The 25,114-nt window shown below is 57.5% G+C and carries 26 protein-coding genes; 19 read left to right on the top strand and 7 right to left on the bottom strand.

Going from position 1 to position 25,114, the window contains the following annotated elements; translation table 11 throughout:
* Positions 1–8: 8 nt before the first annotated feature.
* Both L0Y14_RS11795 and L0Y14_RS11790 read right to left on the bottom strand, forming a co-directional pair.
* Positions 9–917 carry a DUF58 domain-containing protein gene (locus L0Y14_RS11795; protein WP_006475592.1) on the bottom strand — a complete coding sequence of 303 codons (909 nt, stop codon included), beginning with the start codon at positions 915–917 and terminating at the stop codon, positions 9–11.
* 13 nt (positions 918–930) lie between these two features.
* Positions 931–1,887 carry an AAA family ATPase gene (locus L0Y14_RS11790; protein WP_006475593.1) on the bottom strand — a complete coding sequence of 319 codons (957 nt, stop codon included), beginning with the start codon at positions 1,885–1,887 and terminating at the stop codon, positions 931–933.
* A gap of 680 nt (positions 1,888–2,567) precedes the next feature.
* On the opposite strand from L0Y14_RS11790, the gene typA reads away from it, so the two are divergent.
* Entirely contained in the window at positions 2,568–4,382 is a 1,815-nt protein-coding gene (gene typA / locus L0Y14_RS11785) for a translational GTPase TypA (protein ID WP_006475594.1), read from the top strand.
* Between the two features lie 16 nt (positions 4,383–4,398).
* Here typA and L0Y14_RS11780 read toward each other — a convergent pair whose 3' ends face one another.
* Complete coding sequence (locus tag L0Y14_RS11780) at positions 4,399–5,616, bottom strand: methyl-accepting chemotaxis protein (RefSeq protein ID WP_006475595.1); 1,218 nt, start codon at positions 5,614–5,616, stop codon at positions 4,399–4,401.
* Between the two features lie 363 nt (positions 5,617–5,979).
* On the opposite strand from L0Y14_RS11780, the gene pip reads away from it, so the two are divergent.
* The 14 genes from pip (at position 5,980) to tatC (ending at position 17,147) form a co-directional block, all read left to right on the top strand.
* Positions 5,980–6,930: a prolyl aminopeptidase gene (pip, locus tag L0Y14_RS11775; RefSeq protein ID WP_005964562.1), complete on the top strand. Its 951-nt coding sequence runs from the start codon at positions 5,980–5,982 to the stop codon at positions 6,928–6,930.
* Entirely contained in the window at positions 6,927–7,364 is a 438-nt protein-coding gene (gene dtd / locus L0Y14_RS11770; RefSeq protein WP_005964565.1) for a D-aminoacyl-tRNA deacylase, read from the top strand. The genes pip and dtd overlap by 4 nt, the downstream gene beginning before the upstream one ends.
* A gap of 92 nt (positions 7,365–7,456) precedes the next feature.
* Positions 7,457–8,407 carry an MBL fold metallo-hydrolase gene (locus L0Y14_RS11765; RefSeq protein ID WP_006475596.1) on the top strand — a complete coding sequence of 317 codons (951 nt, stop codon included), beginning with the start codon at positions 7,457–7,459 and terminating at the stop codon, positions 8,405–8,407.
* 82 nt (positions 8,408–8,489) lie between these two features.
* Positions 8,490–9,068: a rubrerythrin gene (rbr, locus tag L0Y14_RS11760; RefSeq protein ID WP_006475597.1), complete on the top strand. Its 579-nt coding sequence runs from the start codon at positions 8,490–8,492 to the stop codon at positions 9,066–9,068.
* 518 nt (positions 9,069–9,586) lie between these two features.
* Entirely contained in the window at positions 9,587–11,542 is a 1,956-nt protein-coding gene (locus tag L0Y14_RS11755) for a methyl-accepting chemotaxis protein (protein ID WP_006475598.1), read from the top strand.
* Positions 11,543–11,732: 190 nt separating this feature from the next.
* On the top strand, positions 11,733–12,326 hold the full coding sequence (hisB, locus tag L0Y14_RS11750; RefSeq protein ID WP_006475599.1) for an imidazoleglycerol-phosphate dehydratase HisB: 594 nt from the start codon (positions 11,733–11,735) through the stop codon (positions 12,324–12,326).
* Positions 12,327–12,358: 32 nt separating this feature from the next.
* Positions 12,359–13,000 (top strand): imidazole glycerol phosphate synthase subunit HisH, encoded by a 642-nt coding sequence (gene hisH / locus L0Y14_RS11745; protein ID WP_005964583.1) that lies wholly within the window; start codon positions 12,359–12,361, stop codon positions 12,998–13,000.
* A 3-nt stretch (positions 13,001–13,003) separates the two neighbouring features.
* Entirely contained in the window at positions 13,004–13,738 is a 735-nt protein-coding gene (gene hisA / locus L0Y14_RS11740; RefSeq protein WP_006475600.1) for a 1-(5-phosphoribosyl)-5-[(5-phosphoribosylamino)methylideneamino]imidazole-4-carboxamide isomerase, read from the top strand.
* 13 nt (positions 13,739–13,751) lie between these two features.
* On the top strand, positions 13,752–14,522 hold the full coding sequence (hisF, locus tag L0Y14_RS11735) for an imidazole glycerol phosphate synthase subunit HisF (protein WP_005964589.1): 771 nt from the start codon (positions 13,752–13,754) through the stop codon (positions 14,520–14,522).
* Positions 14,519–14,905, top strand: a complete 387-nt coding sequence (gene hisI / locus L0Y14_RS11730) for a phosphoribosyl-AMP cyclohydrolase (protein ID WP_305790647.1) — start codon at positions 14,519–14,521, stop codon at positions 14,903–14,905. The genes hisF and hisI overlap by 4 nt, the downstream gene beginning before the upstream one ends.
* Before the next feature lie 9 nt (positions 14,906–14,914).
* The gene (locus tag L0Y14_RS11725; RefSeq protein WP_005964595.1) at positions 14,915–15,232 is read left to right on the top strand and encodes a phosphoribosyl-ATP diphosphatase; all 318 of its coding nucleotides are present in this window, start codon (positions 14,915–14,917) and stop codon (positions 15,230–15,232) included.
* Positions 15,233–15,410: 178 nt separating this feature from the next.
* Complete coding sequence (gene tatA, locus L0Y14_RS11720; protein WP_006475601.1) at positions 15,411–15,662, top strand: Sec-independent protein translocase subunit TatA; 252 nt, start codon at positions 15,411–15,413, stop codon at positions 15,660–15,662.
* Between the two features lie 40 nt (positions 15,663–15,702).
* On the top strand, positions 15,703–16,041 hold the full coding sequence (gene tatB / locus L0Y14_RS11715; RefSeq protein WP_005964601.1) for a Sec-independent protein translocase protein TatB: 339 nt from the start codon (positions 15,703–15,705) through the stop codon (positions 16,039–16,041).
* Positions 16,042–16,055: 14 nt separating this feature from the next.
* Positions 16,056–17,147 (top strand): twin-arginine translocase subunit TatC, encoded by a 1,092-nt coding sequence (gene tatC, locus L0Y14_RS11710; protein WP_005964604.1) that lies wholly within the window; start codon positions 16,056–16,058, stop codon positions 17,145–17,147.
* A gap of 17 nt (positions 17,148–17,164) precedes the next feature.
* Here tatC and L0Y14_RS11705 read toward each other — a convergent pair whose 3' ends face one another.
* Positions 17,165–17,503: a pentapeptide repeat-containing protein gene (locus tag L0Y14_RS11705; RefSeq protein WP_005964606.1), complete on the bottom strand. Its 339-nt coding sequence runs from the start codon at positions 17,501–17,503 to the stop codon at positions 17,165–17,167.
* 408 nt (positions 17,504–17,911) lie between these two features.
* On the opposite strand from L0Y14_RS11705, the gene L0Y14_RS11700 reads away from it, so the two are divergent.
* Positions 17,912–18,856, top strand: coding sequence for a LysR family transcriptional regulator (locus L0Y14_RS11700; protein WP_240991728.1), 945 nt, complete (start codon positions 17,912–17,914; stop codon positions 18,854–18,856).
* Positions 18,857–18,882: 26 nt separating this feature from the next.
* On the opposite strand, the gene L0Y14_RS11695 is transcribed toward L0Y14_RS11700, so the two are convergent.
* Together L0Y14_RS11695 and L0Y14_RS11690 are read right to left on the bottom strand one after the other, a co-directional pair.
* The gene (locus L0Y14_RS11695; protein ID WP_139042189.1) at positions 18,883–19,746 is read right to left on the bottom strand and encodes an SEL1-like repeat protein; all 864 of its coding nucleotides are present in this window, start codon (positions 19,744–19,746) and stop codon (positions 18,883–18,885) included.
* A gap of 220 nt (positions 19,747–19,966) precedes the next feature.
* Complete coding sequence (locus L0Y14_RS11690; protein ID WP_251859195.1) at positions 19,967–21,736, bottom strand: Ig-like domain-containing protein; 1,770 nt, start codon at positions 21,734–21,736, stop codon at positions 19,967–19,969.
* A 334-nt stretch (positions 21,737–22,070) separates the two neighbouring features.
* Here L0Y14_RS11690 and L0Y14_RS11685 point away from each other — a divergent pair, with 334 nt between their 5' ends.
* Positions 22,071–23,033, top strand: a complete 963-nt coding sequence (locus L0Y14_RS11685; RefSeq protein WP_005966820.1) for a sigma-54 interaction domain-containing protein — start codon at positions 22,071–22,073, stop codon at positions 23,031–23,033.
* 570 nt (positions 23,034–23,603) lie between these two features.
* Here L0Y14_RS11685 and L0Y14_RS11680 read toward each other — a convergent pair.
* Positions 23,604–24,062 carry a hypothetical protein gene (locus tag L0Y14_RS11680; protein ID WP_005966817.1) on the bottom strand — a complete coding sequence of 153 codons (459 nt, stop codon included), beginning with the start codon at positions 24,060–24,062 and terminating at the stop codon, positions 23,604–23,606.
* A gap of 190 nt (positions 24,063–24,252) precedes the next feature.
* Here L0Y14_RS11680 and L0Y14_RS11675 point away from each other — a divergent pair, with 190 nt between their 5' ends.
* Positions 24,253–24,636, top strand: a complete 384-nt coding sequence (locus tag L0Y14_RS11675) for a type I restriction-modification system subunit M N-terminal domain-containing protein (protein ID WP_006473997.1) — start codon at positions 24,253–24,255, stop codon at positions 24,634–24,636.
* Between the two features lie 106 nt (positions 24,637–24,742).
* Positions 24,743–25,105 carry a DEAD/DEAH box helicase family protein gene (locus L0Y14_RS11670; RefSeq protein WP_006473996.1) on the top strand — a complete coding sequence of 121 codons (363 nt, stop codon included), beginning with the start codon at positions 24,743–24,745 and terminating at the stop codon, positions 25,103–25,105.
* Positions 25,106–25,114 lie beyond the last annotated feature (9 nt).

The following is a 25,114-nucleotide window of genomic DNA, read 5'->3' as shown; positions in this document are numbered from 1 at the left end:
TTAACCTGCTAGCGGCCGAAGTGGCGCGCGAGATCCCGGCTCAGGGTCTGGTGGATCTCTTCGTTGGTGGCAATCGGCATCAGCGGGATGCCGAGGCGTTGGGTCAGGCCGGTGAGGCTGTCGCGGCGCTGCTGCCAGATTCGGCGATAGTTCTCGCGGGCGGTCGGGTTGGCAGTGTCGACCTCGAGGGTCTCACCATCGGCGCTGGTGAAGGTGACCCGGCCCATCTTTGGGATCTCGCGGTCGGCGGGGTCATCCACCGGGATCAGCACCAGGGTGTGGTGCTGGCAGAGCCGCCCAAGGGTCTGTTCTAGGGCGCTGATCTCGCGGTTCATGTCGGCGATGACGAAGATCAGCGAGCCGGTGGCGGTGCCCTTGTCGGCTCGCTGCAGGGCCCGCGCCAGGCAGTCGATGGGACGCTGCTGCTGGCTCCCTTCGGTGGTCAGGGAATGTAGCAGGCGCCACAGGGCGCGGCGATCTTTGGTGGGGCGGAAGTACTGCATGCCGCTGTTGGCGTCGCCGAACAGCATGCCGCCGACCCGGTCGTTGAGTCGTGCCGCGGCCCAGCCGAGCAGGGCGGCGGCGCGCGCCGCCTGCACTGATTTGAAGGTGCCGCGGGTGCCGAAGCTCATATGCGGGCCCTTGTCGATGCAGAGCACCACGCTGCGTTCGCGCTCTTCGCGGAATACCTTCAGATGGGGTGTGTTGGTGCGTGCGGTGACGTTCCACTCCATATTGCGGATGTCGTCACCCTCGCGGTATTCGCGCACCTCTTCGAAGTCGAGACCGGTGCCGCGAAACACCGAGGCGTAGAGCCCGCTGAAGCTGGAGTTGACCCGATGGTGCGAGGCCAGTCCCAGGGTATGGGCCTGGTGGCGTAGCTCCAGCAGGTCGTTGAGTTGTGGGTAGAGACTCACGGCGCAGCCCCGATCAGGGAATGGCGACCATGTCCAGCAGGCGCGCCAGGAAGTCGTCGGTGGTGATGCCCTCCGCCTCCGCCTCGAAGGTGAGCAGGATGCGGTGGCGCAGAATCGCCGGGGCGACCGCCTGGATGTGGTGCGGCGCGACAAACTCTTCGCCGTCGAGCCAGGCGCGTGCGCGGGCGCAGCGGGCCAGCGCGATACTGGCGCGGGGTGAGGCGCCAAAACGGCACCAGCGTGCTAGATCCTTGTCATAGGCCTCGGGTTTGCGGCTCGCCTGCACCAGATCGACGATGTAGTGGTTGAGCTTGGGGTCGAGATAAAGCTCTGCTACCTCGTGGCGGATCTGGAAAAGGTCGTGCTGCGAAAGCTGTTTGGCTGGCGGTTTGGGCTCGCTCTTCTGCTGGTCGCTGTCAAGGGTGAGGATCTGCAGTTCCTCCTCGCGGCTCGGATAGCTGACGGTGGCCTGCATCAGGAAACGGTCGAGCTGAGCCTCGGGCAGGTGGTAGGTGCCCTCCTGCTCCACCGGGTTCTGGGTCGCCAACACCATGAACAACTGGGGCAGCTGATAGGTCTTCTGGCCGACTGTGATCTGGTGCTCTGCCATTGCCTCCAGCAGTGCTGACTGCACCTTGGCCGGGGCGCGGTTGATCTCATCGCCGAGCAGGATGTTGTGGAAGATCGGGCCGCGGCGGAACTCAAACTCGCCCTTTTCATGGCGGTAGATGTCGGTGCCGATCAGATCTGACGGGAGCAGGTCCGGGGTGAACTGGATGCGGTGGAAGTCGCCTTCGATCGCCTCCGCCAGGGCCTTCACCGCAGTGGTCTTGGCCAGGCCAGGCATGCCCTCCACTAATAGATGGCCATCGCTCAGCAGGCAGATCAGCATGCTATCGATGAAGTCGTGCTGGCCGATGACTCGGGAGGAGAGGTGTTCGCGTAGGGGATCGAGATCTGAAGGGTTCATACTACTGCTTGCCACTTGCCCATCCGCTGCTTGTGGCGAATGGGTCGTTATCGTTGGTCGTGATTCGGTCCGGGGCCTATCCTGGGGACTTTGGGGCCGGAGTGCAAGGAGCAGAAGTGTAGCAAACTATTTGATTATTAGAATAATTTAATGTGCTGTGTGGCTTCCTGGGCAAGGATGTGTCTGGATGCGGGGTCTCGATTTGGTCCGGGGCGCGTTTATCGAATAGTTGGGCATAGAATCCCAAATTATCGAGGAGGCCGGCCCATTAGCATGCTGATTGGGAAGTTAAAGTCTTTTCTCTGCTGCCTTATTCACATTGCGCCTACTTCTGGCTGGTGATAGTGAAAAACTGGCACGATTCATCTAGAGGAAATAATGAGAGATCATAAACCATTGAAAAGGATGAAGTTTTAAAAATAGTATAGATTTTTGTCAATCTGACGGAAAGTCAGTGTTTATACAGCCTGCAGCGCTTTGTCATGAGATTTTCAACAGAGTTATCCACAGAAGTTGTGAATAAATAGGAACTCTTTCCATTGCGTAGGGTTCACGCATTTTTTGCAATCTTTTTGTTATCAGGATGTTGCAAGCGATTGAGCTCCAAAGAAAAACAAAAAAAGATCGGCATTGTGGGAAAGGCAGGTATAATTGACGGTTTTTGCAAGCGGACCGCTCTAGTGATCAATAAGCTTAGAAATATCGCCATCATCGCCCATGTAGACCATGGTAAGACCACCTTGGTGGACGAACTGCTGAAGCAGTCCGGGACCCTGGGGGAGCGCTTCGGTGCGGTGGAGCGGGTGATGGACTCGAATGACCAGGAGAAGGAGCGGGGCATCACCATCCTCTCCAAGAACACCGCGATCAACTGGAACGGCTACCGCATCAACATCGTCGACACCCCCGGCCACGCCGACTTCGGCGGCGAGGTGGAACGGGTGTTGTCGATGGTCGATTCGGTGCTGCTGCTGGTGGACGCCCAGGAGGGCCCCATGCCGCAGACCCGCTTCGTCACCCAGAAGGCCTTCGATCACGGTCTGCGGCCGATCCTGGTGGTGAACAAGATCGACAAGCCCGGCGCCCGGCCCGAGTGGGTCATCGACCAGGTGTTCGAGCTCTTTGACCGCCTCGGCGCTAGCGATGAGCAGCTCGATTTCCCCATCGTCTATGCTTCCGCCATCAACGGTTACGCCGGTCTGGAGGATACGGTGCGGGAGGGGGATATGAGCTCGTTATTCGAGGCGATTATCGAACACTGCCCGGTGCCCGATGTGGATCCGAACGGCCCTCTTCAGATGCAGATCTCCAACCTCGACTACAACAGCTACGTTGGCGCCATCGCCGTAGGCCGTATCACCCGGGGTACCATCCGGCCTAACCAGCAGGTGGTGGTAGTCAAATATGACGGCGAAGTGCACAAGGCCAAGGTCGGAATCGTTTACGGCTACCTGGGGCTGGAGCGCCACGAGGTGAAGGAGGCCAGTGCCGGCGACATCATCGCCATTACCGGCATGGAGGCGCCCAATGTTTCGGATACCCTGTGTGATCCCGAGAATGTGGAGGCGCTGCCTGCCCTGAGCGTGGACGAGCCCACCGTCTCCATGACCTTCCAGGTCAACGCCTCCCCCTTTGCCGGCAAGGAGGGTAAGTACCTTACCTCCCGTCAGCTCAAGGAGCGCCTGGAGCGGGAGCTGATCCACAACGTTGCGCTGCGCGTGGAAGAGGGCACTGATCCGGAGAAGTTCAAGGTCTCCGGGCGAGGTGAACTGCATCTGTCGGTGCTGTTGGAGAACATGCGTCGGGAGGGCTTCGAGCTGGCGGTTTCCCGCCCCGAAGTCATCTTTCGTGAGATCGATGGTGAGGTTTGTGAGCCTTACGAGCAGCTGACAGTTGATGTGGAGGAGCAGCACCAGGGTGCGATCATGGAGGCCCTGGGTGCCCGCAAAGGCGAACTGAAGGATATGGTGCCGGACGGCAAGGGTCGGGTGCGACTCGACTATGTCATTCCCTCCCGTGGGCTGATTGGTTTCCAGACAGAATTCATGACTAGCACCTCCGGCACCGGCCTGATGTACCACGTCTTCGATCACTACGGTGAGGCTCAGCACGGTGGCATCGCCCCGCGCAAAAACGGCGTGCTGATCTCCAACGGTCAGGGCAAGGTGCTGGGGTTTGCGCTGTTCAATCTTCAGGAGCGGGGCAAGATGTTTGCCTCACCGGGGGATCAGGTCTATGAGGGACAGATCGTTGGCATCCACTCCCGGGACAACGATCTGGTGGTCAACCCGCTGAAGGGCAAGCAGCTGACCAATGTTCGTGCCTCTGGCAAGGACGATGCCATCATGCTGACACCGCCGCTGAAATTCAGCCTGGAGCAGGCGCTGGAATTCATCGAGGATGATGAGTTGGTGGAGCTCACACCCAGCGCGGTCCGCATCCGCAAGAAGCACCTCAAGGAGCATGAGCGCAAACGCGCCTCACGGGAGGGGTGACAGGGCGCACTTCCAGTCAGAACAGATCGACGTTGCCACTGCCCATGTTGTCGGCCTGCACGGATTTGCGCCCCAGCGATTGAAATCCATTGCGGATGAGATTCAGCAAGTTGGAGAGCTCCTCCAAGGGAGGGTCCCCCTGCTGATGATTGAGCAGGATGGTGCTGATCTGTTGGGAGACATCATTGATCTGCCCCAGCCGTTGATGGGCATGTTCTAGGATCTGACGGCTCATATCATCTACCTGCAGTGAGGTGATGCCATCCGCCACCTGCTGTCGGGTCTGTTGGGTGATCTTCGTCAGTTGATCCTGATGGGCCTGCACACTGCTGTTGATTTGCTCCATCTCGGACCACATCTGGCTCAGCTTCTCCCGGGACTGCTCGATCACGCTGATGTCGGTTGCCGCCGACTGCTCGACGATGGATCGGATACTGTGAATGGCATTTTGCATCTCCGTGAGCAGTTCCCGGATCTGGGTGTTGAAGTCGGTGGTGCGCTGTGACAGCAGGCGGACCTCATCGGCGACCACAGCAAAGCCACGTCCGGCGTCTCCGGCGCGTGCGGCCTCAATCGCTGCGTTGAGGGCCAGCAGATTGGTTTGGGCGCTGATGTCGTCCACCTCCTTCAGTAGGCTGACCGCATTATCGGCGTCCTGGTTGATGTTGCTGAAGCGATCGACAATGGTCAGATTGGCTTCTGTGATGTTTCTGATGGTGGTGGCAAAGTTGCCAACGATGTGCTCAGTTTCATGTGCAAACCGTTCCACACTGGCAAACTGATCCTGCTTGCCGCTCTCCTCTACCTCTTTGGTCAGAACGTCAATCAAGCCAGCCAGGGTCTGCTCGCTGCGGCTGCTTTCATCATGGATGGTGGTGAAGTTATTGGAGAGGCGGGTGATAGCATCGCTGACCAGATTGATTACATGGTCGAGATCGTGATGGACTTGGTGAAACTGCCCGTTAAGCTCCTGCATCGCCTGATCAAATAGTGACTGGTAGTCATCGGTCTGGCGCGTATGGCAGGTTAGCTGCTGAGCTGCCTCTTGGCTCTCTCTGTGGTGGAGAATTGCACTGACCAGCACACTGATCAGTGCCGTCACCTCCAGTGTGATGTGAATCCATGTGCTCTCGATGATGAAAGGAACGATGATGGCGACTGTTAATAGAGCTGAAGCAGCCCAGCAGAGCAGGCTTTTGATCTTCTTCTGGGAAGGCTCTGATTGTTGTTCCACAGTCGTCACCTTTTGCAGGATGCCATGACACCTTGTTGAGTACGATTTTCTGATTTAGTCCTATCTATCGGATCGGTGAGGGATTTCTTTAGGGAGCCTCGGAATGAATCATGGAGGATGGGGCGAGAAATAAAAAACCCCGACAGCAATCCATGCTATCGGGGTATGGTCGCCTGCTTTGGTTGGCAAAGGTCTCTAATCCGTTACAGCATCCGGTGCTGTTTTGTCCTTCCTTGGGGTCCGTGATGGCGACACCTTTAGGTTAAGTCAGGGCTATCTGTTCGGATGTGGGTGGGATCTTCTTTGCTTGTAGGAAAATTCCGATAGAATCCCCTCCTTTGCTATCTGATCTGGAAGAGATGCATGACGGACCTGTTTCCTGAAATCGCCCCCTATATCAGCCATCAGCTGCCGGTTGATGATCTGCATACCCTTTACATAGAAGAGGTGGGTAACCCACAGGGGATTCCAGCTCTGTTTCTGCATGGGGGGCCAGGCGCTGGCTGCGAGTCTTACCATCGGCGCTTTTTCGATCCGAACCGCTATCGGGTCATCCTGTTCGATCAGCGCGGATGCGGTCGTTCCACGCCGCATGCGGAGTTACAGGCCAATACCATCGACGATCTGATCGAAGACATCGAGCAGATTCGCAACCATCTCGGAATTGAACGGTGGCTGCTGTTTGGCGGCTCCTGGGGTTCGACCCTGGCGCTGGCCTACGCTGAACGGCATCCGCAGCGGGTCAGTGCGATGATATTGCGTGGCATATTCCTCTGTCGTGAGGAGGAGATCCAGTGGTTCTATCAGCAGGGGGCGAGCCGGATTTTTCCGGACTATTGGCAAGACTATCTGGCGCCAATTCCGCAGGAGGAGCGTGGCGATCTGCTCAATGCCTACCATCGGCGTCTCACCGGCAGTGACGATATCGCCAGGATGGCCGCTGCCAAAGCCTGGTCGGTTTGGGAGGGCCGTACTGCCAGCCTGCTGCCCAACGACGCGGTGGTCGATTTCTTCTCTAGTCCGCGTAATGCTCTGAGCATTGCCCGCATTGAGTGCCACTACTTTGTCCACCAGGCGTTTCTGCGCCCCAACCAACTGTTGGAAGAGGTGGACAGGCTGAAGGATATTCCCGGCGTCATCGTGCATGGCCGCTATGATCTGATCTGTCCGCTCAGCTCTGCCTGGGAACTGCATCGGGCCTGGCCGGGTAGTGAGCTGCAGGTGGTTGCAGATGCCGGACACTCCGCCACCGAGCCAGGTACTCGCCAGGCGCTGGTGGAGGCCACCGAACGGTTTGTCGGGGAGCTGGCATGATCGGGCTGTTACAGCGGGTGAGTTATGGACGGGTCAGCGTGGCGCAGCAGTTGATCGGTGAGATTGGTCGGGGGCTGGTGGTGCTGGTCGGTGTGCAGCAGGGTGACGACTTGGCTCTGGCTGAGCGCCTGCTGGAACGGCTGTTGGGTTACCGGGTCTTTCCCGACGCGTCTGGGCGGATGAACCTCAGCCTGCGCGATGTTGAAGGCGGCCTGTTGCTGGTGCCCCAGTTCACCCTGGCTGCGGATACCCGCAAGGGGATGCGTGCCGGTTTCTCCAGCGCGGCATCTCCGGAAGAGGGGCGGCGGCTGTTTGACTATCTGGTTGAACGGGCGGATGCAGAATACGCCCAGGTTGCCTGCGGCCGGTTTGGTGCTGACATGCAGCTGGAACTGCTGAATGATGGGCCGGTGACTTTCTGGCTTGAGAGCTGATGACGTACCAGCCCGGGATCTGATATATCCTGTTCCGAGGTGCTGTTGGGCCTCATTGATACTATAACGACTATGTTTTTTTGGAGGATGGTATGAGACAGATGTTGGGGTTGTTGCTGGCATTTTTTGTTGTCGGCCCGGTGCTGGCGGAAGGACGTGGCCCGGCGGTGCGCGACTATCCTGCGGTGAAGGTGGCAGATGGCGCCTATGTGATCCAGGGTCCATTGGGACACCCGTCGGTGGAGAATCAGGGGTTCATGAATAATCCCGGCTTTATCGTTGGCAAGGATGGTGTGGTCGTCATCGACCCAGGCTCCAGCGTGCAGAGCGGTGAGATGGTGATGCGGCAGATCCGCAAGGTCACCGATCTGCCGGTGGTGGCGCTGATCGACACTCATGTCCACGGCGACCATTGGCTCGCCAACCATGCCTTTCACCAGATCAATCCGAAGATTCCGACCTACGGTCATCCGAAGATGATCGAGAAGGTTGAGCAGGGTGAGGGGGATAGCTGGATTGCGCTACTCAAGCGACTCACTGAAGGCGCCACCGATGGCACCGGAATCTACGCTCCCAACCTAGCGGTAAGACATGGCGATGAGGTGGAACTGGCCGGGATCAAGTTCCAGTTCCTCTATGGCGAGAAGGCCCACAGTGACACTGACCTGATGGTCTTCATCCCGGAGAAGTCGCTAATGTTTCTCGGTGACAACGTGATGAACAATCGTTTCGGCCGGATGGATAACGGCACCTTCAAGGGTAATATCGCCGCCATCGAGATGGCGATGGCAAGCGGCGCCACGGTGTTTGTGCCGGGTCATGGGCCCACTGGGGATATCGCGGTGCCGCAGGCCTTCCAACGCTATCTCTCCATTTTGCGTGAGGAGGTGGCGAAATACCTTGATGAGGGGCTGAGTGACTTCGAGATGAAACCCAAGGTGGTTGAGGCCCTGGCGGAATTCAAGGATTGGGTCGATTTCAACGCAGAGGTGGGGCGTCACATCAGCGTGGCGTATCTGGAGGTCGAGGCGGAGATGTTCTGAAGGCTGTGTTACGCCCTGTCCCTCGAACGTAGCTGTTTTCTGGCTGATGCCAATTAAGGTCCCTGGCGAAAGGAGAATATTGATGAGCCGTAGCATTAAAGGTACGCAGACCGAGAAAAATCTTTTGATCGCCTTTGCCGGTGAGTCCCAGGCGCGTAACCGCTATACCTACTTTGCCGGGGTGGCGCGTAAAGAGGGCTTGGTGCAGATCTCCCATATCTTTGAGGAGACTGCGAATCAGGAGAAGGAGCACGCCAAGCGCTTTTTTAAGTTCCTCGAAGGTGGCGAGGTGGAGGTCACCGAGACCTTTCCTGCGGGCGGGATCGGCACTACTCTGGAGAATCTGCGAGCTGCGGCGGCAGGTGAAGAGCACGAATGGACCAGCATGTACCCCGAGTTCGCCCGGGTTGCCCGGGAAGAGGGGTTTGAGCAGGTGGCGATGGCCTTTGAGGCGATTTCGATCGCGGAAAAGCAGCATGGCAAACGCTACACGGATCTGGCGGACAACCTCGAAGCAGGACGTGTCTTCAAACGCAACGGCAAGGTGGTCTGGCGCTGCCGCAACTGCGGGTATCTGCATGAGGCAGAGGCGGCGCCGGATCTCTGTCCCGCATGTCTCCATCCTCAAGCCCATTTTGAGCTGCTGGGAGAGAACTGGTAGGTCGTCTGCCTGCAGTCCGGAGGGCTTGAGCGGTGTCTTTCTGGCGGGGGGGTGACAAGCAATGGAAGCCCCTCAACTGACTCAAGCCGAATGGGTGGCGTTCTGCTGAGCTGCTGCTAATCCTTCCTATTGTTGCCATCCCCGGATTTTCCGGGAGCGTGGCAGTCATTCCACCATGCATTCAGCCGATGATGAACGTCATCGGCTGTGTCATTGGCCTGTTCGCCTTTCTTCGCCAGTCTAAAGTCCCTGTACCTTGTGTCGATATTGTGAAGCAGACTCATCTTTCGGGTGATTAAACCGAGTCGAGGTGCTCTTCATGGTTGGGGATACAAACAGACGTATCGAGGTGGTTGGTGATGCATAAATTCCTGGATAAATTCTCCGTCGGCAAAAAAATTCTCATTATCAGCCTCTTTTTTGCACTCGCTTTGGTAGGTGTTGTTGTTTACACCGTAGCGACTCTGAATCAGCAAAAGGCAGATTCCACGGTTATCAACATCGCAGGGCGGCAACGTATGTTGACCCAGAAGTTCACCAAGGAGCTGTTCGACGATCTGGGGCGGAGTCGAAGCGAGCAGTCAGTTAGATCTACCGATAAGACAAAAAAGCTGTTTGAGGTCTCCTTGGCTGCGCTAAGGGATGGGGGCGAGACTTTCTCCGACCTGGGAATGAAAAAACCGCTGTCCTTACCCCCCAACCAGAATGAGGAGATCGAGGCAAAACTTGCCGTGGTTGCCAATCAATGGAGTGCGCTCCAAGTGGCCGCTGAAAAACTGCGTGTGCTTGAGCCGGCTTCACCCGAGTTTGAAAAAGCGTTGGCACGGGTACGGGATCTCAATATTAAGACCCTGAAGAATATGAATGCGGCTGTTGGTATGTTGGCTGCCGCTTCCGCCGGAAAAGTCAGTGCCATGATGACTGCCGAGTGGCTGATATTGATCGTTGTGCTGGCCATCGGTATCTGGTTCAGCCTGCTGGTTTCCAGGGCAATCACCCAGCCGCTTGCCCGGGTGGTGGAGGCGACCGGGAAAATCGCCAATGGTGATCTCAATATTGAGATACGGCAGTTGAAGATCGATTCCAGAGATGAAGTGGGAGCACTGGCGAACTCCTTTACCACGATGGTGAAGGTGCTGCGTGGTCTACAGCAGGAGTTGACCGGCATGACCGATGCGGCACACGCGGGGCAGTTGGACAAGCGTTGCGATACTAGGCAGTTCAAGGGGGCCTGGGCGGGGTTGCTGGATGGGGTCAACAACATCACCGAGCAGTTCAGTGGGCCGCTGATCGAGGCCTCCGGCTATCTCGACCGCATCAGCCACGGGGATATTCCAGAACCAATCGAGACGGAATACCGCGGCGACTTCAATCAGATCAAAGATAGCGTCAATCGCTGTGTCGCGGCGGTAAACGGTCTCTTAGATGAATCCGGAGAGCTAATCGCCTCGGCACAGCGGGGCCGGCTTGATGTGAGGGGTGAGACCGGTCGTTTCGAGGGGAGTTGGCAAGAGCTGATTGTGGGTCTCAATGCCATCTTTGATGCGATTGTCGAACCGGTCAAGGGTACCCGACATATGCTGCAACAGCTTGCCGAAGGTGACCTGAGTGAGACCATGTCAGGGAAGTTCGAAGGTGAATTCGGCATGCTGCAGGAGAACGTGAATTCCACCATCTTGCAGTTGCGGGAGACGGTGGGCCCGATTCAGGAGGCGGCGGATCTGATCAACACCGCATCAGATGAGATCGTCGCCGGCAATTCCAACCTCTCCGCACGCACCGAAGGCCAAGCCAGCAGTCTGGAACAGACCGCTTCCAGCATGGAGGAGTTGACCAGTACGGTAAGAAGCAATGCCGACAGTGCCCAGCAGGCGAATCAGCTTGCTGCCAGTGCACGCCAGATGGCGGAGCGGGGTGGTGATGTGGTCAGCCATGCCGTGCAGGCGATGAATGATATCAACGAATCAAGCACCCGAATCGCCGAGATCATTGGCGTGATCAATGAGATCGCCTTTCAGACCAACCTGTTGGCGCTGAATGCCTCGGTCGAAGCGGCGCGCGCCGGTGAGCAGGGCCGTGGTTTTGCCGTGGTTGCCACCGAGGTGCGTAATCTTGCCGGTCGCAGTGCAACCGCCGCCAAAGAGATTAAGGGGCTGATCGAGGACAGTGTCAACAAGGTCGAAGCAGGCTCCTCTCTGGTGAATGAGTCCGGCGAGACCCTTAATGAGATCATGGTTGGGGTAAAGAAGGTCGGTGACATCATCGCCGAGATTGCGGCTGCCAGCCAGGAGCAGTCGCAGGGGATAGATCAAGTGAACCAGGCAGTCACCAGCATGGACGAGATGACCCAACAGAATGCGGCACTGGCAGAACAGACCGCCGCGGCTGCAGCGTCGATGAGTGAAAAGGCCGACGAGATGGAGCGTCTTATCGGTTTCTTCAGGCTGCAACCAGCAGATGAGAGTGCTGCTTAAAGCAAAACAGCCCGTCAATGAACAATTTCTGGGAGTTGAGCCCCAACACCCAGCTTTCAGCGGATAAGAGCTACACTGGTTGGTCTGACTGCTGGCCGATTGGTTTTTTTTGCGGACAGCCTGCTAAAATGCGCCCTTTTCCGGGCGGGCCTTCCTGCCTGGGTGATCAACCAGCGGGAGCCCATTTCCCATGCAGCGTCGTACAGCACAGGTCGAGCGCAATACCCTCGAGACCCAGATCAGCATCAGTCTGAATCTGGATGGTACAGGTCAATCGAGCTTTGAGACTGGCGTGCCGTTTCTCGACCACATGCTCGATCAGGTGGCCCGCCACGGCCTGATCGATCTACAGATCCAGGCCAAAGGCGATCTGCACATCGATGCCCACCACACAGTGGAGGATATCGGCATCACCCTCGGTCAGGCGCTGGCTGAGGCGGTGGGCGACAAGCGGGGCATCCGTCGCTATGGGCACGCCTATGTGCCGCTCGACGAGGCGCTCTCCCGCGTCGTCGTCGACTTCTCCGGCCGCCCCGGCCTCGAGTACCAGGTCGACTTTACCCGCGCACGCATCGGTGAGTTCGACGTGGATTTGTTTCTGGAGTTTTTCCAGGGGTTGGTCAACCATGCCGGCATCACCCTGCATATCGACAACCTGCGCGGCATCAATGCCCATCATCAGGCGGAGACGGTGTTCAAGGCCCTGGGCCGGGCGCTGCGCATGGCGCTGGAACCCGACCCGCGCATGGCGGAGGCGATCCCTTCCACCAAGGGTTCGCTCTAAACCATTTTGTAACTCAGACAGGCAGTTTTTGAATGGCACAAAGCATCGTTGTCATCGACTATGGCATGGGAAACCTGCGCTCGGTCGCCAAAGCGGTGGAGCATGTGGTGGGCGAGGATGATCAGGTTCTGGTCACCGACGATCCCCAGGCGATCCACGACTGTGACCGGGTGGTCTTTCCTGGTCAGGGCGCGGCGCGCGACTGCATGGCCGCCATCTCCGATCACCATCTGAATCAGGCGGTGCTGCAGGCGGCCAAGGAGAAACCATTCCTCGGTATCTGCATGGGGCAGCAGGTGCTGCTCGAACAGAGTGAAGAGAACGGTGGCACCGAGCTGCTTGGTCTGTTTGCCGGCGAGGTGCGCCACTTCCCCGGTGGCCGGGGGCCGGACGGCGAGCTGCTGAAGATTCCCCACATGGGCTGGAACCGGGTGAGTCCCAGCCGTGAGCATCCGCTCTGGTCGGGGATCAAGGCGGGTAGCCGTTTCTACTTTGTGCACAGCTACTTCGTCGATCCGGAAGAGAAGGATCTGGTGATGGCCACCACCGATTTCGGTGTCACATTTGCCAGTGCAATCGGCCGCGACAACCTCTTCGCGGTGCAGTTTCACCCGGAGAAGAGCGCCGATGACGGCCTGCGATTGTTGACGAATTTTGTGAACTGGAAGGTATAAGACGTGTTACTGATCCCTGCAATCGATCTGAAGGATGGCCAGTGTGTACGCCTGCGCCAGGGCCGTATGGAGGACGACACGGTCTTCTCCGACAACCCGGTGGAGATGGCTGGGCGCTGGGTGGCGGCGGGTGGTCGCCGTTTGCACCTGGTGGACCTCAATGGCGCCTTTGCCGGCGAGCCAGTCAACGGCGAGGCGATCCGCGCCATTGCTAAGACCTATCCCGATATGCCGATCCAGGTCGGTGGCGGCATCCGCGACGAGGCCACCATCGAGGCCTACCTCAACGCCGGGGTCAGCTACTGCATCATCGGCACCCAGGCGGTGAAGGAGCCGGAATTCGTGGCCCGAGCCTGTAGGGCTTTCCCCGGCCACGTCATCGTCGGCCTGGATGCGAAGGAGGGCATGGTGGCGATTAACGGCTGGGCCGAGGTGACCGATCTTGAGGTGGTGGAGCTCTCCAAGCGCTTTCAGGACGACGGCGTCTCTGCCATTGTCTACACTGATATCGGCCGCGACGGTATGATGACCGGCCCCAACATCGAGGCCACTACCGCACTCGCCAACGCCATATCGATCCCGGTGGTCGCCTCCGGCGGCATCACCAATATCGGCGACATCGAGGCGCTGTGTAAGGCCGAGACCAACAACATCACCGCCGCCATCACCGGCCGCGCGATCTACGAGGGCACCCTCGACTTCGCCGAGGGTCAGAAGCTGGCGGATAGTTTAAGCTAAGGCAAGAAATAATATGCTAGCCAAACGCATTATTCCCTGTCTCGACGTGGACGCCGGCCGGGTGGTCAAGGGCGTCAAGTTTGTCGAGATACGAGATGCCGGCGACCCGGTGGAGGTGGCGCGCCGCTACAATGAAGAGGGCGCCGACGAGATTACCTTTCTCGATATCACCGCTAGCTCTGACGACCGCGACACCATTGTGCACGTGGTGGAGCAGGTCGCCTCTGAGGTCTTTATCCCGCTTACTGTGGGCGGCGGCATCCGTACCGTCGACGATGTGCGGCGCATGCTCAACGCGGGTGCTGACAAGGTGGCGATCAACACCGCAGCTGTATCCAATCCGGAATTCGTCAAGGAGGCGACCACCAGGTTCGGCTCCCAGTGCATCGTCGTCGCCATCGACGCCAAACGGGTGAGCGGTGAGGGCGAGCCGTCGAAGTGGGAAATCTTCACCCACGGTGGACGCAAGCCCACAGGTATCGACGCCATCGAGTGGGCAAAGAAAATGGCCGACTACGGTGCCGGCGAGATCCTGCTCACCAGTATGGATCGAGACGGCACCAAGATTGGTTTTGACAATGAACTGACCCGCGCCATCGCCGAGGCGGTGCCAATCCCGGTGATCGCCTCCGGCGGTGTCGGCAACCTGCAGCACCTGGTGGATGGCGTCAAACAGGGTGCCGCCGATGCGGTGCTGGCGGCCAGCATCTTCCACTTCGCCGAATACAGTATCGGCGAGGCGAAGCAGTTCATGCGCGATCAGGGCGTGGAGGTGCGCCTCTGATGAGCGAGTGGATCAACCAGATCAAGTGGGACGACAATGGTTTGGTGCCCGCCATCGCCCAAGAGACTGGCACTGGCAAGATCCTGATGATGGCCTGGATGAACCGGGAATCATTGCAACTGACCCGGGAGACCGGCCATGCTGTCTACTTCTCCCGCTCACGCCAGAAACTCTGGCACAAGGGCGAGGAGTCGGGCCATCAACAGATTGTGAAGTCGATCCGGGTCGACTGCGACGCCGACGTGGTGTTGCTGGAGGTGGAGCAGAAGGGCGGTATCGCCTGCCACACCGGGCGTCACAATTGTTTCTACCGGGAACTGCACGGCGATGAGTGGGTCGAAGTGTTGCCGGTGATCAAAGACCCGAATCAGATCTACGGCTGAGGAATCGCTATGAGCGACGTACTGCAACAATTGGCTGAGGTGCTAGAGGAGCGCAAGGGGGCGGATCCCGACAGTTCATACGTGGCGAAGCTCTACGCCAAGGGTCTGGACGCGATCCTGAAGAAGATCGGCGAGGAGGCCACTGAGACGGTGATGGCCGCCAAGGACGGGGTGGCGGAGAAGATCGTCTATGAGATGGCCGATCTCTGGTTCCACAGTATGGTGTTGCTGGCGCAGCAGGGATTGGGCCCAGACGATGTGCTGCGGGAGTTGCAGCGGCGTTTCGGGCTCTCTGGCCTGGAAGAGAAGGCAAATCGGAGTCGCTGAGATTTCGTTCCCGGAACAGGTGGTTTCGCCGGTGCTTACGGTAGTAACGCTTCTGGGGTATGATGCGCCGGTGTTTTTGAGAGTGATTCGCGAGCGGCGGGGCGAATGTCCCGGCGGACAACGTTAGATACGATAATCAAACCTGGTCCTTTCGGACCGGTTGAGAGTGGAGAATAAAATGGGTATTGGTGGTATCAGCATTTGGCAGTTATTGATCATCTTGGCGATCGTCCTGCTGCTGTTCGGCACCAAACGGCTGAAGAATATCGGCGGTGATCTGGGTGGTGCGATCAAGGGTTTCAAGAAGTCGATGTCCGATGGTGAGAAGCAGGCTGAGGCTGATGCCGAGAAGCGTGAGCAGATCAGCGAGGACGAGAAGGGCACCACCATCGAGGGTGAGGTCACTTCCAAAAAGAAAGAGAAGGTTTAATCCATCCTTGCCATTGGCAGCTTTTCCCTGGTTTTGATCTATGTTTGACATCGGTTTCTGGGAACTCAGCGTTATCGCCTTGGTGGCGCTGGTTGTGATCGGGCCTGAACGCTTGCCAAGAGTAGCGCGGACGGTGGGTCGATGGGTCGGCCATGGCCGCAAACTGTTGGCTAACGTTAAGGCCGATATCGATAAAGAGATCAAGGCCGACGAGCTGAAAGAGATCATGCAAAAGCAGATGCAGCAGATGAATCCGCTACATGAGGTGATCGAAGAGACGCAGAAGGACCTGTCTGAAGTGAAGCGTAGCTCAGAGAAGGCTGTCAACGATGCCAAGAACACCTTTGAGGATCGTGAGATCCCTGGCGCTGAGAAGTAGATCCCCTAGCCACCATGACTGCTGAAAATCAGGGTAATACGGTCGCAGAGCAACCGCTTGTCTCGCATCTGCTGGAGCTGCGTGACCGCCTGCTGCGCATGGTGTTGGCGGTCTTGGTGCTGTTCTTGGTGCTGTTTCCGTTTGCCAATGACCTCTACCTGATGGTCTCTGTGCCGCTGCGGGATGTGCTGCCAGAAGGCAGCAGCATGATCTCCACCAAGCCGATCGATCCTTTCCTGATCCCCTTTAAACTCGCACTGCAGGCAGCCGTGTTCCTGTGCGTGCCGTTTATCCTCTACCAATTCTGGGCGTTCGTGGCGCCAGGGCTCTACAAACACGAGAAACGCCTAGTGGTGCCGCTGCTAGTCTCCAGCACCTTTCTCTTCTACCTGGGGATGGCCTTCGCCTACTTCATCGTTTTTCCGCTGGTGTTTGCGTTTTTGACCAGCACTGCGCCGGAAAGTATCGAGATCGCCACCGACATGGGTAGCTATCTCGATTTTGTTATCACTCTCTTCTTTGCCTTTGGCATCGCCTTCGAGGTGCCGATCGCCACCATCATCCTGGTCTGGATGGGGGTGACTACACCGGAAAAACTGCGCGAAAAGCGTCCCTATATCATCGTCGGTGCCTTTGTCGTTGGTATGTTCCTGACACCACCGGATGTGATCTCCCAGACTTTACTGGCGTTTCCCATGTGGGTGCTGTTTGAGCTGGGCGTGTTCTTCTCCCGTGGTTTCATCCGCGATCGGGAAGCGACTGAAGGAGATGCGGTGCCGGAGGGCGCTGCGCTGGCCTCTGCAAATGAGGCTCCGGTAGCTGAGGAACCGGAAGCTCCGGCGATGGGCAGTGAGATCGACCCGGCCAACGACTACACCGATCCGGATCGTTTTGTGCCGCTCACCGACGATGAGATGGAAGCGGAGCTGGATGCGATCGAGGGTGCGGAGGCGCAGGTTGAGGAAAAGTTGCGCAAGGTGCAGGAGTTGAGGGATCAGGGTGAGGTAGAGGCTGCGCGCGATCTGCTCTACGAGATTCTCGAAGAGGGTGATGCCGATCAGCGCCGGGTTGCCCGCAACATCCTTGCTCAGTTGGATACCCCCTAAGGAGTACCCCGCCTGCCTCAGCGGTATCGCAGGCGTATACCATGCACCAGTGACAGGGTGATCTCCTCGGCAGAGAGTGCCTTGGGGAAGAAAGTGCCGCTGATCTTGGCGCCGTTGATGCTGGCACCTTCCAGATTGGTCTCTTGGAGGTTGAGCCCGCGCAGATCGGTCTGGCGCAGATAGCTGTTGCCGAGGTCGAGTCCAGCGGCCTTTAGGTCGCGCAGGTCGAGTCCGCGCAGGTCTGCATGGCGCAGATCGCAGCTTTGCCCCTCTTCCCGGCGTCGGTTGAACTCCTCGATTTTTCCTTCCCGAAGTAGCAGATACATCGGATCCTGCCTGACTTCCGGTTTCTTCATAGTGTTGTTCCTTGAGTAAATCGTCTACGACATGAAAGGCCTGACGGGCTCTCTCTGTCACTGCAACAGGGGGCTGTCGGATTTAACACTTTTTGGCTGCAAATCCCTGGATAGCGATCAAATCAGCCTATCCCCCTCGTCAAATAGCCGGGCTATTCTCCTCTGGCGATAAACTGATTTGATTTGCTCCCAGTGACTTTCGTTTCAAATGGCCAAACCCGACAGCCTCCTAAAAGGATAGACAAAATAGCAGCGAGGGGAGGGGGATATGGGCAAATCCTCCTCTTCCTTGCTCGCTTATCAGCTAGGCCTTGATTGAATAAATAAATAATTTCCAGATGAAGTATTGGTGATTTTTGTTGGAGAACTTACTATTGGGGCGCCCCGCTCTCAATGACGGATAGAGATATGTCGAGTACGCCCCAGATCTACTACAAGCAAAATCGCCTGAAACAGCTACGAGCGTTTTGCCATGCAGCGCAGACCGGTTCGATCAGCGAAGCCGCAGAACGTGTCTACCTGAGTCAGCCCACTGTCTCGCTACAGATTCAGGCGCTGGAGCGGGAGCTCAATACGGTGCTGTTCGAGCGTCGTGGGCCGAAGATCAAGCTGACCCCGGAGGGCGAAATCCTCTATAAACTGTCGCAGCCTCTGGTCGAGGGGATGGATAAGCTGCAGGAGACCTTCTCCGCCTACTGCGGCAAGCTGGAGAATGGCGAGCTCAACATCGCCGCCGGTGAGTCGACGATCCTCTACATCCTGCCTGAGCCGATGCGCCGTTTCGCGGCCCAGTATCCTGGTATCCGCCTGAAGCTGCACAATGTAACCGGGCGTGATGGCATGGCGATGCTACGTGCCGATGAGGCCGATTTCGCCATCGGCTCGATGTTGGAGGTGCCCGACGATGTAACCTATCAGCCGGTGGTCAACTATGGACCGGCGCTGATCACCCCCCCGGATCACCCGTTGGCCAGCAAGTCTGAGGTTACACTGCACGATATCAGCCCCTATGGGTTGATTCTGCCGCCGCATCATCTGAGCACCTGGCGCATGGTCGATTTGGTATTTGAACAGCACAATGCCAGCTATCAGGTCACCTTGGAGGCCGGCGGCTGGGAGGTCATCAAAAAGTATGTGGAGATCGGCCTGGGTATCTCCATCGTCACAGATCTCTGTCTCAGCGGCGATGAGAATCTGGCGAAGATCCCGCTCGGGCGCTATTTCCCGGACCGCAGTTACGGCATTGTGCTGCGACGCGGGAAGTTTCTCTCGCCCCAGGCGAAGCGTTTTCTGGAGATTACCCGGGAGGTGTTTGCCGACCAGGCGACCCAGATGCCGGTCGATAGCGAATGATGATCTGATCGATAGCGGCGGGGAGGTCAGGGGGCCTCTGCACGTGCTTTCTTGATCGCCTGCTGAATCGCTTTGACTGAACGTATCCAGGCACCCTGCTTGAATTTTTCATCGAGGGTTTCGAGTACGGCCAACGCCTCTTTCTTGCTTGGATAGTCGGCCATGGTGACGCCGATCCAGGTTGAGCTGTCTTTGTACTGAAAGCGAAACAGCAGCGCCTTTCCTCCCAGATCGTGTTCGTTGATGAAATCGACGGCTGATTTGAAGAGGCGGGCTGAGATCAGCTGAATCACATAGTGGTTGGGCGGAAAGGTCAGCAGTCGGGCTTCGCTGCGGAGTGGTTCGCGTGACCAGTCGATCGCAATGTCGCTGTAATCCAGGGGTTCTCCAAGTTCATCCAGCAGATCGACTGCATTTTGTACCCCCTGCAGGCCTACTGCGCGCATCCAGGCAATACCCTCCTCTTTGGCTGGCGGATCTGGCCGTTCATTGAGCAGTAGCGAAGCAAGGTTGAACTGGGCGCGTTGATAACCCTGGAGGGCGGCTTGGCGCCACCAGTACTCCGCTTTTCCCTTGTCGCTTGGGACGCCGCGTCCTCTGAGGTAGGCGTTACCGAGGTTGAACTGGGCTGGGGCATAGTTCTGTTTGGCAGCGAACAGGAACCAGTTGGTCGCCTTTACTGGATCTTTGTCGACACCGATGCCCTGAAAATAGAGTACACCCAGACCAAATGCACCGGCGGGGTCATTTTTTTTCACCGCCTTGCTGAAGAGATCAAGGGCTTGTTCCGGATGTCCCTCTTCGATGTAACTGGCGCCACGGGCCACCAGGTCGGCTGCTGCTTGGGCCGGGCAGGCAAGGGCGAACATGAGAATGAGCAGTGCAGCCAAGGTTAAGCTGAGCAAGCGTTGCTTGGCTGTTGTTAGCAGCGTCTGCCAGGATGCTTGGCAGGGGATATATGAAACAGGATCTAAATGAGCCAACAGTCGCCCTCCTAGGGTCTTTCGGCTCAGTATAAGGTGCGAAATAGGTGGTTCGAGGAACCGGGTCACATCAAAAATAAAATCGCCGGCTACGGCCGGCGATAAAGAGCCTCAGGACTGATGTTTATCATAGTTGTATCGCAACTTCATTGGCGTAGGCAGACTCATTTCCATCTGTGTCGACTGCAGTGACAGAAAAGTAGTGATTGCCAAGTGATTCGGCAGTGTAGTCGTAACTCGTGACATCGCCGGCCCAGATTGCCTCACCATAGTTACCGCTGCTGGTACCGTGGTAGATCTTATAGCCACTGATCTGTGCGGTAGTGTTCTCGCTCCAGGTGAGACGTAGCTGCGCGCTGCAGTTGCTAGTGCAATTGACCGTGATGGTGACCTCTGCCATGGCTGAATCACCGTCCGTATCCATTAGCTGATAGCTGAAGCGATCAGAGCCAAAAAAACCGTTGTTGGGTTGGTAACTAATGGTACCGTCAGAATTGACCTGTACACTCCCTGAGTTGGGATTAGCAGCTATGGTCAAGGTGATAGGGCTGTTGTCTATGCCGCTGTCATTGGCCAATATGTCGATGATGACTGAGCTGTTCTGGTTGGTTTCAGCATTGTCTGCGATGGCCGTGGGAACAGTGTTTACAGTGCCGGCTGAGCCGTCACCCTCATTTGTGCTGCCAGCATTACTGTTATCTCCGGTGGAAGTGCTGCTGCCGGCAGCGTCAACAGTGCTGACAGATTCGCTGCCGCTACTCGAGCTAGCATCGCTACCGCTGGCCACCTGATTGACCTGCTCAACGCCGCTGTTGTTGCTGTTGGCGACGATGGAGATGGTCTGATCCAAGCCGTTGCTCAGAGAGTTGTCGACACCGGCGTTGCTGAGTGCCTCGTCGGTATTGCCCGCGGTACCGTTTTGCAGCCCGCTCAGCAGGCTCAGCAGATCCCCCAACGGGATGTTCGGGTCGATCGCCTGGGCGGCGGCCAGTGCTGCCTGAGCCTGGCTGAGCATTAGGCTATTGACGTTGACCTCGGTCACTGAGCGGCGTATCGAGCGATCAGCGGTGCTGAGCACCTGGTCGATGGCGTCGTCCAGGGCGGTGTTGGCCGGCTGATTGTTCACCTGCAGGCCGTCGAGCATCGCCTCGATCAACACCTGGGCGCTGACCACATGGGCGATCGCGGTGTAGCGCGCCACCGTGCCTTCGGCGCCGCGGCCATCCAGCACCGAATCGACCAGGTCGGCTGCTAGCGCGGTGAAGATATCATCCTCGCTGACATTACCGCCGATCCAGTAGGCGGTGCGGCGTGCCATCTCACCGAACACCTCGCTCGACAGGGTCACCTCGGTGACATTGTCGATAGTCACCTCGGTGCTCATCGGATCGGGCACCTTGCTGGTATCCAGGCCAAAGTTGAGGCGGGTGGTGACAGCGCTTCTGGCGCGCTCCAGGTTAGCTTGTGTCAGCCCACCCTCCATTGCCAGTGCGCTCTTCACCATCATGGTGGTGTGCGGCGTCAGGTTGACCCGCGTCTGTGAGGGTGTCATCACTACCCCGCTGAGAACAAAGTCGGGGGCGGCGTTAGTGACTAGGTCGATGCCTTCGGTCGCTTCAATGATCAGCGGGAAGGCGCTGTCGGCGATCTCACCGTCGAAGTTGAAGCTAGCCCGGTCGGTACTGCTGGTGGTGGCGAGCAGCCGAAAGTTGCGGTCGCGAATGCTGACAGTGGCACCGACCACCGGGCCGTCACCAACACTGCCGTCAAAGGCGACACGACTGGAGGTTCCGCCGGTCTCCCCGACTGGTGTACTGACTGATTCACCACTGCCGCCGCAGGCGGCAAGCAGACTGGTGGAGAGGGTGATCGCGGCGATGGTACGTAACAGCTTCATGACTCTACCCACAGGATGGCCTATAAAAATGACACTCGAAGTATCGGTGGCAAAGGCAGGGGGCTTAAGTGACGAAGTCACATTTTCCTATCAGATAGCCTGCATATCGCCTTGGGTTCAACGATTTTGGGAGGGGTTTCACGATCATCCCAAGAATGAAAATCCTTATTGGCCGATGATGACAAAATTGGAGCAACAGGGTGGTGCAGAAAGATAGAGACAAATAGAATTCCCGAGGAGAGTGGGTTTAAAAAATGGATTGGTGACGTTACTATTTTGGGGGTATTTGATCCTTCTCATTTTGTAGGATCAGGTGATGAGATAGACTGAAAAGATGCATGCGATAAGACAAAATCTGCTGGGTAAGGCGCCGGAGTTCCTGAGTGTGCTCCGGGCGATGAGGATCGTAGCCGCAACCGACGCGACCGTATTGGTCAGCGGCGAGAGTGGTACGGGTAAGGAACTCTTGGCTAGCGCCCTGCATGGCTGCAGTCGCCGCTCAGATGGGCCGTTTCTCACCGTCAATTGTGCCGCTCTGCCTGAGCAGCTGGTGGAGTCGGAGTTGTTCGGCCACCGTAAGGGAGCCTTTACTGGTGCTGTCTCAGACCAACCGGGTAGGGTGCAGGCGGCAGCTGGAGGCACTCTGTTCCTTGATGAGATTTCGGAACTGCCCCTTAGTGCGCAGGCAAAACTGCTGCGCTTCCTTGAGTCTGGCGAGTGCCAGGCGGTGGGAAAAGCCCAGCCCGAGGTGGTGGATGTGCGCGTGGTGGCTGCGACTAACCGTGATTTGGCACAAGCAGTAAAGGAAGGTAGCTTCAGGGCTGATCTCTACTACCGTCTCTACATCGTACCCTTGGAGCTGCCAGCCTTGCGGCATCGTTCGGGGGATATCGACGGCCTGCTTCAGGGCTTGACTGATGAACTGGCGGAACAATATAAGCTGGCCCCGCCCATCTACTCCAAAACAGCAATGAAGCTGTTGCGACGTTATAGCTGGCCCGGCAACGTTCGTGAGCTGAAAAACCTGAGTGAGCGCATGCTTATCCTGTTCAGTGATCGGATTATCCGGGCGGAAAACCTTCCCTTGGAGATCCGCGAACAGTCCCGGCTGGATGGGGCCTCCGGTAGGGATTTTGTCCTGCCGGATGATGGATTAGTGTTGGATGAGTTGGAGGCTAATCTCATCCAACAGGCTTTGGGTCGCACCAGTGGTAACCGCAGCAAGGCAGCCCGTCTCCTCGGACTCTCGCGGGATACTTTGCTCTACCGCATGAAAAAGTATGCGATTGAGTTGTAGCTCTATCTGACGAAGCTTGCCTATTATTCTGCCTCGCGTCTGATTCCCACCCTCTCATGGTCGCCTCAAAGCGGATTTAGTGCTCAGGGATGAGCTGCTGATCCGTGCAGATCGGCTTTTCCTAGGGTCGGTGCCCTGGATAATTCCGAGATTCTGCTGCGCTCACACGAAGTTTGCTGAGCACTTTACCGCCTTGTCATCGCAAGACACTTAATATCGAAGATGAAGCACAGGGATGTCAGACAACTGGCCACCCTGTAGAAAAGCAATAAACAGGGCGGCACATGGAACAAAAAACCTCGGCGGCCTCATCTGGTCGGTGGTCGAGATGCAGCGTTCCGAATACGCCGCCGAGCGCAAAACGCTGATGAAGCTGCGCGACGGCATGCGCAAGTTTGTACGCCGCTACGAGTTCATCGCCCAGGTGGGTGCCGCTGGGTGATCCGGAGTTGGAGAAGCTCAGTCGCTTTATTCGCCTCTATGTGAAACGGTTGGCCAATGTGCCGATGACAGAGATTGATTTCTCCGGCCTGCGGATGACCCACCTGGGGCTCTATAAGCGGGAGGGACTCAAGCCGCCGCGTGCAGATGCGCCGCCTTCGCCTCACGCGCCTTGGTCGCCTCTTCAGGTGTGTAGGCGCGCCCGGACCAGAGCATTTCGTAGGCGATCTCCTCATTGCCGTTCTCGCACAACTCCAGCACCTTGCTGAACAACGGCTGGAAAGTCTCACTGCGATGGGACTGTTCGTGCTCCTCAAAGGAGTTCCAAAAGGTGATGATAAGCGCCTCGCGCCCCTTCAGCGGGCTCTCCACCGGCTGGCCCACTGTACTCCCCTCATTGGAGATGTTGCCGCTGTTGAGGGAGACGAAGCCCCCCACGAAACCTGTATCCGAGTGGTAGGTCTTCACGTTCTCACACAGATAAGCGACCCGCTCCTGGAGGTCGTCCACGCTGTACTCAGGTTTCAGGATGACACGGTTCACCGTCACCACGCCGTTGTAGGGAAAATTGTCGATCAATGCAGACACTGAAATATCTCCTTATGCTTGTATAAATATTTTCTATCACTTAGTCGGACATCGTCACAGCAAATAAGTTCATAATGATATTCAAACACACTTTTCATGGAAATTTCACAGGACAGAAGAGTGAATTACTATAGCGCTCGCATACATAGGCCTCCCCCTTCGGCCGAATAACGATAATTCTGGCCAACACATGGAACAAAAAAATCTCGGCGGCCTTATCTGGTCGGTGGCGGAGCTGCTACGCGGCGACTTCAAACAATCTGAATACGGTCTGGTGATCCTCCCCTTCACCGTGCTGCGCCGTTTTGAATGCGTGCTGGAGCCGCCCCGCGATGCCGTACTCACCAAGCATGCGGAGATCGCCGAGCTTGGCATCAACTCCTATCTGGTACTCCCCGAAGTCAGCGGCCAGCAGTTCTACAACACCTCTCGCTACCAGCTGAACAACCTCGGTGTGGCCGATACCCTGGCCAAGCTGGAGGATTACATCAACAACTTCTCCGCCAACGCCCGTGCCGTGTTCGAGCAGTTCAAATTCTCCAACAAGCTGCTCTACAAGGTGGCGCACTGCTGAAGCTGATCATTGCTTCTTCATCTTCGAAAATAGGCAGATGGAGGACGCCAACGGCCGCCGCTACAAGCAGGAGACGATGTTCTTTCCCCACTATCACCAGTGGTAGGTGGTGACCCGGCTGGATGCCGCGGTACGCAGCGAAGGTGTGGGAAGGTGCCACCTGCTGGAACACAGTGCCGGTTCGGGCAAGAGCAACACCATCGCCTGGCTCTGCCATAGCCTGATCCGGATGCACGAGGCTGACGGTTCGCGCCGCTTTGCCTCGGTGATCGTGGTGACCGACCGCACAATGCTGGATGACCAGCTGCGTGAGTCGATCCAGCAGACCGACCATCAACAGGACGTGGTGGCCGGGATCGAGCGTGGTAGCGGTTTTGGTGACAACGCCGCCAAGAGCGCTAGGCTGGCCAAGGCGCTGCTGCCGTGGAGCCTGCGGTGCAGCGCTTCAAGGGACGACTGCAGGAGCTAAACGACACCA

Origin of the sequence: Candidatus Endoriftia persephonae (assembly GCF_023733635.1) — a bacterium.
GTDB classification, from domain to species: Bacteria; Pseudomonadota; Gammaproteobacteria; order Chromatiales; family Chromatiaceae; genus Endoriftia; species Endoriftia persephonae.
This window is presented reverse-complemented; position numbering and strand designations above follow the sequence as displayed.